We start from the raw sequence: 14,110 nt of genomic DNA on the forward strand, positions 1-14,110 counted from the left end.
CGGCATGGCCGAGGAGGACGCGGGCCCGGAGCGGCCGGGCGGGATCGCCTGGGGGACCCCGGCGGCGCGCTGGACGATGACCGCCACCGTGCTCGGGTCCGGGATGGCCTTCCTGGACTCCACCGTGGTCAACGTGGCACTGCCGGTGATCCAGCGCGACCTGGGCACCGGGGTGACCGGTCTGCAGTGGATCGCCAACGGCTACATGGTGACGCTGTCCGCGCTGATCCTGCTGAGCGGCTCGCTGGCGGACCGGTTCGGGCGGGTGCGGCTGTTCGCCGCCGGGGTGGCCTGGTTCGCCGCGGCGTCCGCGCTGTGCACGGCGGCGCCGACGCTGGAGCTGCTGGTCGCGGGCCGGGTGCTGCAGGGCGTGGGCGGGGCGCTGCTCACCCCGGGCAGCCTGGCGATCCTGCAGGCCGGCTTCCGGCGAGAGGACCGGGCGCGCGCGATCGGCGCGTGGTCCGGGCTGACCGGCGTCGCCTCCGCGATCGGCCCGTTCCTCGGCGGCTGGCTGGTGGACATCGGGTCGTGGCGGCTGATCTTCCTGATCAACCTGCCGCTGGCCGCGGTGGTCCTGCTGATCGCCTGGCGCAGGCTGCCGGAGTCCCGGGACCCGCAGGCGCCGCCGCGGATGGACTACGCCGGTGCGCTGCTGGCGATGCTCGCGCTGGCCGCGGCCACCTACGCGCTGATCGAGGCGGGCGCGGCGGCGGTCCCGCCGGCCCTGCCGGCCGCCGCGGGCGTGCTCGGGGCGGTGGCGCTGGCCGCCTTCATCGCGGTCGAGCGGCGCAGCGCGCACCCGATGCTGCCGCTGGGCGTCTTCCGCTCCGCCCGGTTCACCGCCACCAACCTGGTGACGGTGCTGATGTACGGGGCGCTGGGGCCGCTGCTCTTCCTGCTGGTGCTCTACCTGCAGGAGGTGATGGGCTACTCCGCGGTGCAGGCCGGTGCCGCGTCGCTGCCGATCACGGTGCTGATGCTGCTGCTGTCCGGGCAGTCGGGGCGGCTGGCCGAGCGGATCGGCCCGCGGGTGCAGATGTCGGTCGGCCCGGTGCTGGTCGCGGTGGGCATGGTGATGCTCTCCCGGCTCTCCGCCGACTCGACCTACCTGGCCGACGTGCTGCCGGGCGTGGTGGTGGTCGGGCTGGGCCTGTCCACCGCGGTGGCGCCGCTGACCGCGACGGCGCTCTCCTCGGCCCCGGAGCGGCACGCCGGGGTGGCCTCGGGGGTGAACAACACGGTGGCGCGCGCGGCCCAGCTCGTCGGGGTGGCCGCGGTCCCCGCCGCGGCGGGGGTGAGCGGGGCGGCCGGGATCGCCGGCGGGTTCGGGCCGTCGATGCTGATCATCGCCGCGGTGAGCTTCGGCGGCGGACTGCTGGCCCTGCTCCTGCTCCGCCGGGACGGCGGCCCCGCCCCGTCCCCCGAGCGCCCCTTCTGCGGCGTCTCCGGTCCGCCGATGTCCGCCTGCCCCGGCTCCTCGGCCGGCACCGCCGCCCAGAGCGGCCCGGAAGCCCCCGGCCGCCCCGGAAACCCCTGATCGGCCGCCGCCTTCCCCGCCCCGGCCGAACCGCCCGGTTCCCGCCGCCCGGAGCCTCCCCGTTCCGGGGGGACCGGCCAGCACCCGTACCGCCCATGGCGGCCCCTTCCCGCCCCGCGAAGGCCCCGCCCCGGAGCCGAACGGATCTCCTTCCCCGCCCAGCGGCCGCATTCCAGGGCCTCCCCGCTCCCAAGGGGACCGGCCGCCGCCCTCCCCCGGCCCCACGGCGAGCCCTCTCTCGCCCCGCGAAGGCCCCGCCACCGGGCAGGCGGTTCTCCTCCTCCGTCCGGCCGGCGGACCGCAGGGGCCCGGCCCGGGCCTCTCTTCCGCTCTTCCGCGCAGGGCGGGCGGGGGCGGTCGCCGCCCGGCCCCGTCCACAGGCCGTCTCCGTCCACAGGGGGGTTTCCACAGGGGGCGAGATCGCCCTGCCGCCGGGTGCCGCCGGTCCCTACCTTCGGGGGCATGGACGCACTCTTCGCCCTCGCCCTCCCCGCTCCCCTCCTCCTGCTCGCCATCGCGCCGGCCGCGGCCGGCCTTCGGCGCGCCCGGGCCGCTCCGGTCCGAACCTCCCCTGCGCGCAGGCCCCGGCGCCTAGACTCGCCGCATGAACGGGTGCGGGCCGCCGCTGATCGTCTTCGCCGGCGGCGGAGCGAGTGCGACGCTGGCCGCCGTCGCGCTGCTCCGCTCCACCACCTGGCTGCGCCTGGAGTACCGGCTGGTGATCGCCGACGAGCACGGGCGGCACGGCAGAGGGGCGGCGCTCGCCCGGCGGGGCCGGCTGGACGCGCCCGCCCGGGTGATGTCGGCCCTGCCCGACCGCCCCGCGCACCTGCTGGAGTGGGCCCGGCGCTCCGGGCTGCCCTGCAGTCCGGGCACCTTCCTGCCGTGCCGGGTCTACGGCGACTACCTGTCGGAGACGCTCTCCGAGACCGCCGCCTGGGCGGAGCCGTACGCGGTGGTGGCGCTCCGCACCGACCGGGTGCTGCGGGCCGCCCCGGAGGGCGGGGCGGTGGCGGTCTCCCTGGCCGCGGGCGGCATGCTGCACGCGGCCGCGGCCGTCCTGGCCACCGGCGATCCGGGGGCGGGCTCCCTTCCCGCGACCCGGCTGCCCCGGCCGCCCTCCTCCCGGGCCCGGCTGGACACCTGCCCGCGCGGTGCGGTGCTCGGCCCGGACGGCCGGGCCGAGCGGCGGCTGTTCGCGGTCGGCCCGGTCCGCCGGGACCACCCCGGTTCCGGGCCGGCCCGGGCCGGCGAGCAGGCCGAGCTGCTGGCCGGACTGATCACCGACACGGTGCTGCGCTCCGGGCGCCGCTGACCGCGCCGGCGGCCTCGTCCCCGGTGCCGGCCGACGAGCGCTCCGACCGCCCGCGCGCACGGCCGGTCCGCGCCGGGAGCGGAGGGATCACCGGGAGGGCCGGGGCGCCTCCGCCCCTCCCCGCCCTCCGCCCCGGCGGCTCTGTCCTGCGGGCGGCCCGGTCAGCCGCGCCGGCGGTCGGAGCGCTCGTCGGCGCGGAGGCGGAAGGGGCGCAGCGCCGATTCGATCTGCACCGCCAGGTCCATTTTGCTGACGCCTTCCTGGCGGTCCTCGAAGTGGATGGGGATCTCGACGATCTTCTGCCCGCGGCGGTAGGCGCGGAAGTGCATCTCCACCTGGAAGCTGTATCCGGTGCTGCGGATGCTCTGCAGGTCGAGGGCGCGCAGCGCGTCGGCCCGCCAGATCTTGAACCCGGCGGTGACGTCGTGCACCGGCATGGTGAGGATCGCCCGGACGTAGGCGTTGGCCCAGCCGCTGAGCATCCTGCGGCGCAGGTTCCACCGCTCGGACAGGCTGCCGCCGGCCACGTAGCGGCTGCCGATGACCAGGCCGGCCCCGGTGGACAGCTGGGTGCCCAGCAGCTGGGGGAGGTAGAAGGTCGGGTGGCTCAGGTCGGCGTCCATCTGCACGACGTGGTCGGCGCCGTCCTCCAGGGCCCGGGTCATGCCCGCGACGTAGGCCCGCCCCAGCCCGTCCTTGGCGGTGCGGTGCACCACGGTGACCCTGGCGGTCCCGTGGTCGGCGGCGAGCTTGTCGGCCACCTCCCCGGTGCCGTCCGGGGAGGCGTCGTCGACCACCACCACCCGCAGCCCGGGCAGGCCCAGCGCCATCAGCTCGCCGACCAGGACCGGCAGGTTCTCCGCCTCGTTGTAGGTCGGTACGACGACGGCCACGTTGGACCGGGCCCACGGGTCGGGCAGGGTCACCGGAGTCGGCATGGGGAGGGCCTCCTGGGATCGGCGGTCGCGGAGCCGGGGGTGCGGTCCCCGGCGGGAAGGGTCATTCTCCCCGGTCCGTGTCGAGGATCGCTATGTGGACCAGGGTGCCGGTGTCCTCCAGGGTCATCAGGACCTCCGGGTCGGCGCGGTTGTCGGTGACCAGGTGCGCGATGAGCTCGGGAGGGACGGTCTGCACCATGGTGTCGGTGCCGATCTTGCTGCTGTCGGCCAGCACCACCGCCTCCTCCGCGATGGAGACCAGGGTCCGGTCGACGGCGGCGACGGCGGGGTTGGGGTTGCTCAGTCCGCGCTCGGCGGTGACGCCGTTGCCGGACAGGAAGGCGCGGCGCACCCGCAGCCGGGACAGCGCCTCCTCCGCGCCGGCGCCGACCAGGGCGCGGCTGGGGCCGTTGAGCGTGCCTCCGGCCATCACCACCTCCACCCCCGGGGCGGCGGCGAGCACCTCGGCGGCCGGCAGCGACGTGGTGACCACGGTGAGGTTGGCCCGGCCCGTCAGTTCCCGGGCGAGCGCCTCGGCGGTGGTCCCGGGGCCGAGCGCGATGGCGTCGTCGTCCTCCACCAGGCGGGCCGCGGCGGCCGCGATGGCCCGCTTCTCCGCGGCGGCCTGCCCGGTCATCCGGGTGTAGTTCTGCTCCGGGCCGAGCCGGCCGGGCAGGGCCGCGCCGCCGCGCCGGCGGTCCAGCAGACCCTCGGCCTCGAGCGCCCGGACGTCCCGGCGGACGGTGACCTCCGAGGCGCTGACCCTGGTGGCGATGTCGCGGAGGGCCATGGCGCCGTTGGCGCGGACCAGTTCCAGAATGCGTTCGCGGCGCTCCGCCGCGAACGACGGCCTCGGTTCTTCGGCCATGGTCCCCACTCCGCTCCTCACCGCTTCTCCGGCGCACGCAGCCTAGCGAGGATACGGAGGGGGCACCGCCCCGCCCCGGCCGCGGGCCGTCCCCGGGCCGGGGGGCGACGCGGGGCCGTCCGCGGAGCAGAGGTCAGCCGATGTGCACCCCGTGCGCCTGGAACGCGGCGTCGATGGCCTCCTCGTCGGGGGCGTCCACCGGGTCGGCGGGGTCGGAGCCCTCGGCCTCCGCCGTACTGCCCGCCCCTGCGACCACGGCGATGATGAACACGACCGCCAGGACCGCCAGCGCGGCCAGGGATCCGAAACCGAAGAGGGCCATGAGGGACACGGGGGCCTCCAAACCGGGTGGTCACCTTTACGGATTCCCAGCGGAGACCCCGGTCACACCTTCCTCCGGCACCGGGTGCGGGAGAGCGCTCCCGCCCGGGGCTCAGCCGGCCGGCCGGATCCGGAGCGCGCCCGCCACCGCGACCGCGAACAGGATCAGCACCGCCGGGAAGAGCAGCGCCGTGCGCAGGTCCACCAGGTGGGCCACGGCGCCGATCGCGACCGGCCCGCTGAGCAGTCCGACGTAGCCGGCCGCGGCGACCAGCCCCAGGTCGCGGCCGGCCCGGCGCGGGTCGTAGGAGGTGGCCGCGGTGAACACCTGCGGCACCACGCAGGAGAGCCCGGCGCCCATCAGCCCGAACCCGGCCAGCGCGACCGCGGGGTGCGGCACCAGCAGCGCCAGGCCCAGGCCGGACACGGCCAGCAGCCCGCAGCCGCGCACCAGTGCCACCGGCCCGAACCGGGCGCTGAGCCGGTCCCCGACCAGCCGGCCGGCGGCCATCAGCGCGGAGAACACGGCGAAGCCCGCGGCCGCGACCGCACCGGAGGCGCCCGCGACATCGTGCAGGTAGACGCTGGTCCAGTCGACCGCGGCCCCCTCTGCGACGAAGGCGCCGAACGCCACCAGCCCGAAGAGCAGCACCTTCGGCCGGAGGCCGGGGGCGGGACCGGCGTCCGCCCCGGCCCCGTCCTCCGGCGCGGCCGGGGCGGTGTCCGGGCCGGGCAGCAGGCCGCGCCGGGCCGCCGCGGAGAGCACCGCCAGGACCAGGGCGACGGTCCAGAAGGTCGCGGCCGGGCCGATCCCGGCGAAGGCGCTGAGCGCGCCGATCCCCGCTCCGGCGAATCCACCGATGGAGAACGCGGCGTGGAATGAGGCCATGATGGGACGACCGTAGGCGCGCTCGACCCGCGCGGCGTGCACGTTCATCGGCACGTCGATCAGCCCGTGCCCGGCGCCGAGCGCGAACAGCGCGGCGAACAGCGCCGCCAGCGAGTGGGCGTGCCCCGGGCCGGCCAGGGTCAGGCTGCCGAGCACCGCGGCCGGGACCACCAGCGCGGCGCTGCCGAACCGGTCGGTCGCCCGGCCCGCGACCTGCATGGCCGCCAGCGCCCCCACGGCCAGCCCGAGCAGGCCCAGGCTCAGCTCGCCGTCACCGATCCCGACCTGCGCCTTGACCTCGGGGATGCGCGAGGCCCATGTCGCCAGCACCACCCCCGCGATGAAGAAGTAGGCCAGCACGGCCAGCCGCGCCCTGCGCAGCTCACCCGCCGGCCGCGCCGCGTCCACCGCCTGCGCCTGGGACGCCTCGGACACCATTCGGCCACCTCCGGACCCTCGAACGACGTTTCCTCGTAGACCGCCGGCGCGCCGGGACCGCCGGCCCGCCTCTCTTCCCTCTGCAACCCCGGAGCGGGGCCGCCGGTGGCACCCGCCGCCCCGGAGCCGGAGCGCCCCTCAGACGGTGGCGACGGCGACCCCGGCCGCGCGGATCTCGGCCAGCGCCTCCTCGTCCGCGCCGGTGTCGGTGACCAGGGCGTCGAGGTCGCCGACCGGGCAGACGTGGCCCATCGTGACGTGGCCGATCTTGGTCGAGTCGGTGGCCGCGACGGTGCGCCGGGCCGAGCGCATCGCGGCCCGCTTGACCGCGACGTCGGCGAGGTCGTGCGCGGTGAGGCCGTCGGAGGCGGACAGCCCGCAGCAGCCGAGCACCGCGACGTCGAACCGGACCGCCGCCAGCGCGGCCTCGGCGAGTGGGCCGTGCAGGTTGAGCTCGCCCGCGCGGACCTCCCCGCCGGGCATCAGCACCCTGGTCTCGGCGGAGGGCTCCAGCGCCTGGGCCGCCTGCAGGGAGAGCGGCATGACGGTGACCGGGCGGCCGTTGAGCAGCCGGGCGATCTCCACCGCGGTGGTACCGGAGTCCAGGACGACCGCGCTGCCCGCGGGGATCATCTCCCCGACCTCGGCGGCGATGCGGCGCTTGGCGTCGGCCGCCTGGCGCTCGCGCAGCCCGAAGGGCGGCTCCTGGCCGCGCGGGACGAGGCTGACCGCCCCGCCGCGCACCCGGCGCAGCACCCCCTGGGCGGCGAGCCGGTCCAGGTCGCGGCGGATCGTCATCTCCGAGTGCCCGGTGGCCTCGGCGAGTTCGACCACGCCCACCTCGCCCCGGTCCTTGAGCCGGGCGACCACCAGATCCGCGCGTTCCGCACTGTCCATGAGTGAATTCAAACACCGAACATGTTCAGATCGCAATCTCGCGAACGCGTGATCTGATTTCCCGCCCCCTACCGCCGCGGCGGGGGCGCCGCCCTTCGGCCCGGCCATCGGCGGTCTCGGCCGCGGCAGGGCGACCGGGTCCTGGCCGATGCCGGACACGGCGCGCCCGCGGACTCGCCCGCCTGCGGAGCAGGTCGGGGCGGGCACCGCGCCCCTGCCGAGGCGGGCCCCCGCCGGAACCCGCGCTGCGCGGATGGGAGGAGTCCCGGTCCTCCGGAGCCGGGAGGACGTCAGAATGGGACCGTGATCGAGGAATCGGTTGAATGCGAAGTGTGGTGGGCCTCCCCCGCCCAGTCCGACCCGGCCCTGCTGGAACTGCTGGACGACGCCGAGCGCGCCCGGCACGGGCGCTTCCGGCGCGCCGCCGACCGGGACCGCTACGCCGTCGCGCACGCGCTGGCCCGGCTGGTCCTCGCCGAAGCCGCCGGCTGCGGCCCGACCGAGGTGGCCTTCACCCTGGAGTGCCCGCACTGCGACGGCGAGGAGGACCGCGAACCGCACGGCAAGCCCCGCCCGGCGGGCCCGGCGGCCGGCCTGGAGCTGTCCATCAGCCACTCCGGCGACCGCGTCGCGGTGGCGCTGACCCGCGGCGCCCCGGTCGGCGTCGACGTCGAGGAGGTCTCGGAGCGGCGGGACGTCGAAGGGCTGGCCGAGATGGTGCTGGCCCCGGATGAGCGCGCGGCACTGGCCGCGCTGCCCGCCGAGCGGGCCGCCCTCGCCTTCCACGACTACTGGGCCCGCAAGGAGGCCCTGCTCAAGGCGTCCGGCGAGGGGATCTACGGCGGGCTGACCGGCGTCTCCGTCTCGCCCCCCGGCGGGCCGCCGCGCGTGCTGTCCTGGTCCACCCCCGGCGCTCCCCCGCTGGACCGGGTCCGCCTGCAGGACCTGGACGCGGGCCCCGGCTACCGGGCCGCGCTCGCGGTCCTCACCTCCGCGCCGGTCGCCGTCACCGTGCACGGGACCGCCCCGCTGCCGGCCGCGCGCCCCGCCGGGGAGGCCCCGCCGCGCTGACCCCGCCGGGTGCGGGGGCGGAACCGGGTCCGCCCCCGCACCCGGCCTCAGGCCGCCAGGGCCAGCGCGACGCCGAAGGCGGTGAGCGCGACGCCGCCGGTGAGCTCGATGCCCTGGCGGACGCGGCGGCGGCGCATGAACTCCGCCAGGGTGCTGATGCCCAGCACGTAGACGAGCCACCAGGCGACCACGACCGCCACCGAGACCGCGCCGAGCAGCGCGGTCTGCGCGGTGGCCGCCTCCGGGGCCGTGACGAACTGCGGGACCACCGTGATGAAGAAGACCGCCGGCTTGGGGTTCAGGGCGTTGTTGAGCAGCCCCTGCAGGAACGGGGAGCCGCCGCGGGAGGCGCCCGGGCCGGCGTCCTGGGGCCCGTCGGGGGCCTCCAGGCCGGCCTTCCGGGCCCGGCGCGCCCGCCACAGCCCGAGCACCGCGCTCACCCCCAGGTAGGTCAGGTAGGCGGCACCGGCCAGCTGGAGCACCCGGAGCACCTCGGGGTGCGAGGTGACCAGGACGGCGAGGCCCGCGGTGGCCAGCACCGCCCAGCCCGCGATTCCGGTCACCGATCCCGCCGCCGTCCCCAGGCCGGCCCGGCGCCCGCCGCGCGCGGTATTGCGGGTCACCAGTACGAAGTCGGGTCCCGGAAGGACCGCCATCAGCGTCGCCGTGGCGGCGAACCCGCCCAGGTGCTCCGGAAGCGGCATCACTGTGCCGCGCCCCCTCTCCCCTCGGTTCCGCTCCGGCGCCCCCGCGCCGGTGGATTCACGGAACAGGCCGGTCGATTCCGGCCGATGAACGAAACAGCAGCAGTAATTATGTACGACCACCGAGATCAAAACCAAATCGCCGTGATATATTCGACGGATGCCGCAGAATGTCGATCTGGATCCGGTGGACCTGCGGATTCTCCGGGTCCTGCAGAACGATGCACGGATCACCAACCGCGACCTGGCCGCCGAGGTCGGCGTCGCCCCCTCCACCTGCCTGGACCGGGTGAACCGGCTGCGCGCCGCCGGCGTCATCGAGGGCTACCGGCTGCGCGTCTCCCCCGAGGCGCTCGGCCTGCCCGTCCAGGCCTTCCTCACTCTGCGCACCCAGCACAGCCGGGAGGTGCTGGAGCCGCTGACCGAGCACATCCTGTCCCAGCCGGAGACCCGGGCGCTGTACAACATCGCCGGCGCGGCCGACTTCCTCGTCCTGGTCGCCTGCGCCGACGTCGGCGCGCTGCAGCGGCTCATCGTCGACGAGCTGACCGCCCGGCCGGAGATCCACCAGATCCAGACGATGCTGGTGTTCCAGGAATGGGAGGGCGGCCCACTGCTCCCGCCCGGCGCCCCCGCGGACTGACCCTGTCCCCGAGGCGAGGCCGGCCTTGCCCCGAGGACAGCGATTCCTCACTTGACCGGCGTCACGCACCGCTTGAACCATGTGATGGTGCGTAGCCGAATCGTCCGCAGAGCCCGGTTCGCCCGCAGTCCCCGGCCGGCCGCCCGGTGAGCGCCCCGGTCCCCCCGGCGGTGCCCGCCTCGACGGTGGACACCGTGCACGGCCGCCCCGTCCCCGACCCCTACCGCTGGCTCGAAGAGCCCGAGAGCACCGCCACCCGCCGCTGGCTGGACGAGCGCGGGCGCGAGTTCGCCGCGGCGCTCAAAGGGTGGCCGCTGCGGGACCGGCTCGCCGCCGACATCCGCCGCCTGGTCGACAGCGACCTGTGGTCGCCGCCCCGGCGGCGCGGCCGCACCGTGTTCGCCTCGCTGCGCCCCGCCGGCGCGGAGCACCCGCGCATCCTCGCCTTCGAGGGCCCCGACCCGGACCGGGCGCGCACCGTGTTCGACCCGGCCGCCGCCGACCCCGGCGGCCGCACCACCCTGGACGCCTGGGAGCCCTCCCCCGACGGCCGCCTGGTCGCCGTGCAGACCTCCACCGGCGGCACCGAGCGCGGGTCGCTGCGGGTGCTGTCCGCGGCCACCGGCCGCCCGGTCGAGGAGCCCCTCACCGGCCTGCGCTACACCCACGTCGCCTGGCTCCCGCCGGAGGCCGGCCTCGGCGACGCCTTCTACTACGTCCGCCGGGACGGCGCGGGCGTGCGCGGGCTGTGGCTGCACCGGGTCGCCGCCGGCGGCCCCGCGCCGGTCCCCGACGCGCTGGTGCGCCGGTGCGCCTCCCCCCGGACCGTGCCCGGCGTCCGGCTGCTCGGCGGCCGGCTGCTGCTCGCCACCGAGAGCCACGGCACCGGCCACCGCAACGACCTCTGGCTCGCCGACGTCTCCGCCCCCGGCGCGGCCGAGCGCCCCGACTGGGCGCCGCTGCAGGTCGGCGCGGAGGCCGAGACCTCGGTCGACCTCGGCCCCGACGGCCTGCTCTACCTGCGCACCACCCTGGGCGCGGAGCGCCGCCGGATCTGCGCCGCCGCCCCCGCCGCCCCCGGCCCCGAGCACTGGCGCGAGGTCGTCCCCGAGGACCCCGGCGCCACCCTGGACGGGTTCGCCGCCGCCGGCACCGCCGAGCGGCCCGAGCTGCTGGTGGCCCGCACCCGGCTCGGCATCAGCACGCTGACCGCGCACGACGCCCGGGACGGCCGCCCGCTGCGCACCGTCGAGACGCCCGGCGAGGGCATGGTCTCCGAGCTGGAGCAGGACGGGGCGGGCGGCGCGCGGTTCTGCTACGCCGACGTCTCCACCCAGCAGACCGTCCGGCTGCTCGCCCCCGGTGCGCGGCGCCCCTCCGCCTGGCCCCCGCCCGGCCCGGGGCGGCGGCCGCCCGAGCCCGCCGCCCGGGTCCGCCGGACCGTGCTGCACGGCCGGTCCGCCGACGGGACCCGGGTTCCGGTCACCCTGTTCTCCGCGGACGGCGGCGGCCGGCCCGGCCCCACCCTGCTGCACGCCTACGGCGGCTTCGGCCGCCCCCGCATGTTCGGGTTCAGCGCCACCGTGCTGGCCTGGCTGCGCGCCGGGGGCCGGTACGCCGTGGCGCACGTGCGCGGCGGCGGCGACGGCGGCCGGGAGTGGCACCGGCTCGGCGCCCGCCGGAACAAGATGCGCTCGGTGGAGGACCTCGCGGCCGCCGCCGACGCCCTGGTCGCCCGGGGCCACTGCACCCGGGACCGGCTCTGCCTGTCCGGCGGCTCGGCCGGCGGGCTGCTGGTGCTGGCCGCCGCGGCGCTCCGCCCGGGGATGTGCGCGGCGGTGATCGCCTCGGCGCCGCTGGCCGACATGGCCCGGTTCGAGCGGTTCGGCCTGGGCGCGATGTGGACCCGCGAGTTCGGCACCGCCGCCGACCCGGAGGACTTCGCCGCCCTGATGGCCTACTCGCCGTACCACGCCGTGCTGGAGGACGCCGGCCCGGACCACCCGGCGGTGCTGCTGACCGGGTTCCACTCCGACACCCGCACCGGCGCGGAGCACCCGCGCAAGATGTGCGCGGCCCTGCAGGGCGCGGGCGCCCCGGCGCTGCTCCGCTACGAGCGCGACGTGGGCCACGGCGCCCGGGCGGTGTCCCGCGCCGTGGACCTGGCCGCCGACGCGCACGCCTTCGCCGCGGCCCGGACCGGGCTGCCGCCGCGCCCGGGACCGCCGGGCCCCTGAAGCCCCTGCCCGCCCGGGCAGGGAGTCCGAAACCGACGAGGAAAGGACGGGAAGCGATGGAGCCGAACGAGCGGATCGAGGTGGAGGTCGAGGACCTCACCGAGGTGACCTCGCGCGACATCACCGCTGGCGGGGACAGCGACGGCACCGACGGCAGCTCGGACTTCATCTGAGCACCGGCGGCGCCCGCCGCCCCGTTCCGAGAACGGACCGACCCACGATCCGGTGAGAGCCACCGGAGCGCCGCCGGGGCGGGCCCCTGCCCCGGCGGCGCCTTCCGCGCGGACCCGCGGGAGGCGCCGCAGCACCGGCCCCTCCCGCACCGGGGCCGGGCCGCACGCCGGCCCGGCCCCGGACTCCCCAGCCCTGGAAGGAGCCCCTGTGCCCGCCTGCCTCTCGCTCAGCACACCGCGGCACCGCCTGCGGGACCGGGCCCGCCGGCCCCGCCCCCCGCACCGCGCCGCGGAGGGCCGGGCCCCCGCCCGCGCCGGCGGGCCCGCCGCCCCGGGGGAGGTCCGATGACCGACGCCCTGTTCACCGGCGCCGTGCGCGGCGCCGTCGGCCGGGAGGACCTGGCCGCCCGCATCTCCGAGGACGTGATCTTCGCCGACATCGGCGAGGAGGCGGTGCGCCCGCTGCTCGACTTCGACGCCCTGGACGAGATCCTCACCACCCGGCCGCTGGCCCCGCCCCGGCTGCGGCTGCACCGCGAGGGCTCGCCGGTCCCGGCCGACCGGTACACCGCCACCGGCGAGCTGTCCCGCTCCACCACCCGGGTGGTCCGGCCCGAAGGGCTCTACCGGGAGCTGCGCGCCGGGGCCAGCCTGGTGCTGGACAGCATCGACCGGCTGCACCCGCCGGTGCGCGCGGCCGCCGACGACCTGATGCGCCTGGTCCGCGAGCGCGCCCAGGCCAACCTGTACCTGATCTGGGGGGACTCGCACGGCTTCGACACCCACTGGGACGACCACGACACCTTCATCGTCCAGGTGATCGGCACCAAGGCCTGGAAGGTGCACGGCCAGGGCAGCCGCCCGTACCCGATGAAGGTCGACTCCGACCACGCGCACACCGCACCGGAGGACACGGTGTGGGAGGGGATGCTGCGCCCCGGGCACGTGCTGCACGTCCCGCGCGGATGGTGGCACACGGTCACCGGGACCGGCGGCGTCAGCGCCCACCTGACCTTCGGGTTCACCCGCGCCACCGGGATCGACTGGGCGCGCTCCCTGGTGGAGCGGCTCTTCGAGGAGGAGGTGTTCCGGCGCGACCTGCCCCGGTTCTCCGCGGCCGAGGACCGCCGCAAGCACCACGACCGGCTGGTCCGCATCCTGGCCGAGCTGGCCGAAGAGCACGGCGTGGACGGCTTCCTCGCCGACCGGGACGCCCGCTTCCCGCGCCGGCAGTCCTTCTCGCTGCGTGCGGCGGTCGAGGAGGACGCCCCGATCGGCCCCGGGTCCCTGGTGGAGTTCGTCCCGCTGCTCGCCCCGCCGGTCGAGCGCGACGGCGACCGGATCACGGTGGCCGTCTCCGGCCGCCGCTACCGCCTGCCCGCCTCGGCCGAACCGGTCCTGGCCGTCCTGGCCCGGGACCGCGAACTGAGCGCGGCGGAACTGGCCGAACGCTCCGGCACCTCCCCCGAGGCGACCGAAGCGATCCTGCGCGCCCTGGTCCGCCACCACCTGGTCCTGCTCCGCTGACCCCCTCGCCCGCCGTCGGCGGACGCCCGAAGGCCCCGGCCCCCACCGGGGCCTTCGACGTACCGGAACCGGCCGCACACCGCCGACGCTGGTGGACCGAAGGCGGTCACCCGAGCGCGGCGCCCCACGGGGCGAGGGTTCAAGCGGGCGGCGAGGGCGGCGGTGGGGGACCGGCCGGTCGGTCCGGTGCGGCGCCCCGCAGAGCGAAGGTCAAGACGGGCGGCGACGGCAGCGGTAGGGGCGGGGCCGGCCACTCCAGCCGGGTACAACGCCTCACGGGGCGGAGGTACAAGCAGGCGCCGAGGGCGGCGGTGGGGGACCGGCCGGTCGGTCCGGTGCGGCGCCTCGCGGGGTCGGGGTTCGGGCCAGCGGCGACGGCACGGGTAGGGGCGGGGCGAAGGCGGTCGCCCGGGCGCGGCGCCCCACCGGGTGCAGGTCCAAGCAGGCAGCGAAGGCGGCGGTGGGGGACCGGCCGGTCGGTCCGGCGCAGCACCCCGCAGAGCGAGGGTTCAAGCGGGCAGCGAGGGCGGGAGGGGGCCGGGCGCCGCGTTC

General features: G+C 77.1%; 12 protein-coding genes. 6 read left to right on the forward strand and 6 right to left on the reverse strand.

Going from position 1 to position 14,110, the window contains the following annotated elements:
* Window positions 1-4 precede the first annotated feature (4 nt).
* Together D459_RS0129530 and D459_RS0129535 are read left to right on the forward strand one after the other, a co-directional pair.
* Window positions 5-1,537, forward strand: a complete 1,533-nt coding sequence (locus tag D459_RS0129530; protein WP_026120871.1) for an MFS transporter — start codon at window positions 5-7, stop codon at window positions 1,535-1,537.
* A gap of 604 nt (window positions 1,538-2,141) precedes the next feature.
* Window positions 2,142-2,852 (forward strand): FAD/NAD(P)-binding protein, encoded by a 711-nt coding sequence (locus D459_RS0129535; RefSeq protein ID WP_017596598.1) that lies wholly within the window; start codon window positions 2,142-2,144, stop codon window positions 2,850-2,852.
* A 161-nt stretch (window positions 2,853-3,013) separates the two neighbouring features.
* Here D459_RS0129535 and D459_RS0129540 read toward each other — a convergent pair whose 3' ends face one another.
* The 5 genes from D459_RS0129540 to D459_RS0129560 all read right to left on the reverse strand — a co-directional run bounded on the left by D459_RS0129540 (window position 3,014) and on the right by D459_RS0129560 (window position 7,203).
* Complete coding sequence (locus D459_RS0129540; protein WP_017596599.1) at window positions 3,014-3,790, reverse strand: polyprenol monophosphomannose synthase; 777 nt, start codon at window positions 3,788-3,790, stop codon at window positions 3,014-3,016.
* A 61-nt stretch (window positions 3,791-3,851) separates the two neighbouring features.
* Window positions 3,852-4,658, reverse strand: coding sequence for a DeoR/GlpR family DNA-binding transcription regulator (locus D459_RS0129545; RefSeq protein ID WP_017596600.1), 807 nt, complete (start codon window positions 4,656-4,658; stop codon window positions 3,852-3,854).
* Window positions 4,659-4,791: 133 nt separating this feature from the next.
* Window positions 4,792-4,989 (reverse strand): hypothetical protein, encoded by a 198-nt coding sequence (locus D459_RS0129550; protein WP_026120872.1) that lies wholly within the window; start codon window positions 4,987-4,989, stop codon window positions 4,792-4,794.
* 102 nt (window positions 4,990-5,091) lie between these two features.
* Window positions 5,092-6,306, reverse strand: a complete 1,215-nt coding sequence (locus D459_RS0129555) for an MFS transporter (protein WP_017596602.1) — start codon at window positions 6,304-6,306, stop codon at window positions 5,092-5,094.
* 138 nt (window positions 6,307-6,444) lie between these two features.
* A complete protein-coding gene (locus D459_RS0129560; protein WP_026120874.1) occupies window positions 6,445-7,203 on the reverse strand; it encodes a DeoR/GlpR family DNA-binding transcription regulator in 759 nt (252 codons plus the stop codon).
* Window positions 7,204-7,506: 303 nt separating this feature from the next.
* On the opposite strand from D459_RS0129560, the gene D459_RS33300 reads away from it, so the two are divergent.
* Window positions 7,507-8,274, forward strand: coding sequence for a 4'-phosphopantetheinyl transferase family protein (locus D459_RS33300; protein WP_241485158.1), 768 nt, complete (start codon window positions 7,507-7,509; stop codon window positions 8,272-8,274).
* Between the two features lie 47 nt (window positions 8,275-8,321).
* Here D459_RS33300 and D459_RS0129570 read toward each other — a convergent pair whose 3' ends face one another.
* Complete coding sequence (locus tag D459_RS0129570) at window positions 8,322-8,978, reverse strand: LysE family translocator (RefSeq protein WP_017596605.1); 657 nt, start codon at window positions 8,976-8,978, stop codon at window positions 8,322-8,324.
* A gap of 160 nt (window positions 8,979-9,138) precedes the next feature.
* On the opposite strand from D459_RS0129570, the gene D459_RS0129575 reads away from it, so the two are divergent.
* The 3 genes from D459_RS0129575 (at window position 9,139) to D459_RS0129595 (ending at window position 13,558) form a co-directional block, all read left to right on the forward strand.
* Window positions 9,139-9,621, forward strand: coding sequence for an Lrp/AsnC family transcriptional regulator (locus D459_RS0129575; protein WP_017596606.1), 483 nt, complete (start codon window positions 9,139-9,141; stop codon window positions 9,619-9,621).
* 170 nt (window positions 9,622-9,791) lie between these two features.
* A complete protein-coding gene (locus tag D459_RS0129580) occupies window positions 9,792-11,858 on the forward strand; it encodes a prolyl oligopeptidase family serine peptidase (RefSeq protein WP_338044467.1) in 2,067 nt (688 codons plus the stop codon).
* Window positions 11,859-12,376: 518 nt separating this feature from the next.
* Window positions 12,377-13,558 carry a JmjC domain-containing protein gene (locus D459_RS0129595; protein ID WP_017596610.1) on the forward strand — a complete coding sequence of 394 codons (1,182 nt, stop codon included), beginning with the start codon at window positions 12,377-12,379 and terminating at the stop codon, window positions 13,556-13,558.
* Window positions 13,559-14,110 lie beyond the last annotated feature (552 nt).

It is taken from the genome of Nocardiopsis potens DSM 45234 (assembly GCF_000341105.1).
Classification (GTDB): Bacteria; Actinomycetota; Actinomycetes; order Streptosporangiales; family Streptosporangiaceae; genus Nocardiopsis_A; species Nocardiopsis_A potens.

Excerpts from the sequence above, each read along its gene's own strand:
- D459_RS0129530 (WP_026120871.1), top strand. The coding sequence starts at position 5 with ATGGCCGAGGAGGACGCGGGCCCGGAGCGGCCGGGCGGGATCGCCTGG.
- D459_RS0129535 (WP_017596598.1), top strand. The coding sequence starts at position 2,142 with ATGAACGGGTGCGGGCCGCCGCTGATCGTCTTCGCCGGCGGCGGAGCG.
- D459_RS0129540 (WP_017596599.1), bottom strand. The coding sequence starts at position 3,790 with ATGCCGACTCCGGTGACCCTGCCCGACCCGTGGGCCCGGTCCAACGTG.
- D459_RS0129545 (WP_017596600.1), bottom strand. The coding sequence starts at position 4,658 with ATGGCCGAAGAACCGAGGCCGTCGTTCGCGGCGGAGCGCCGCGAACGC.
- D459_RS0129555 (WP_017596602.1), bottom strand. The coding sequence starts at position 6,306 with ATGGTGTCCGAGGCGTCCCAGGCGCAGGCGGTGGACGCGGCGCGGCCG.
- D459_RS0129560 (WP_026120874.1), bottom strand. The coding sequence starts at position 7,203 with ATGGACAGTGCGGAACGCGCGGATCTGGTGGTCGCCCGGCTCAAGGAC.
- D459_RS0129570 (WP_017596605.1), bottom strand. The coding sequence starts at position 8,978 with ATGCCGCTTCCGGAGCACCTGGGCGGGTTCGCCGCCACGGCGACGCTG.
- D459_RS0129575 (WP_017596606.1), top strand. The coding sequence starts at position 9,139 with ATGCCGCAGAATGTCGATCTGGATCCGGTGGACCTGCGGATTCTCCGG.
- D459_RS0129595 (WP_017596610.1), top strand. The coding sequence starts at position 12,377 with ATGACCGACGCCCTGTTCACCGGCGCCGTGCGCGGCGCCGTCGGCCGG.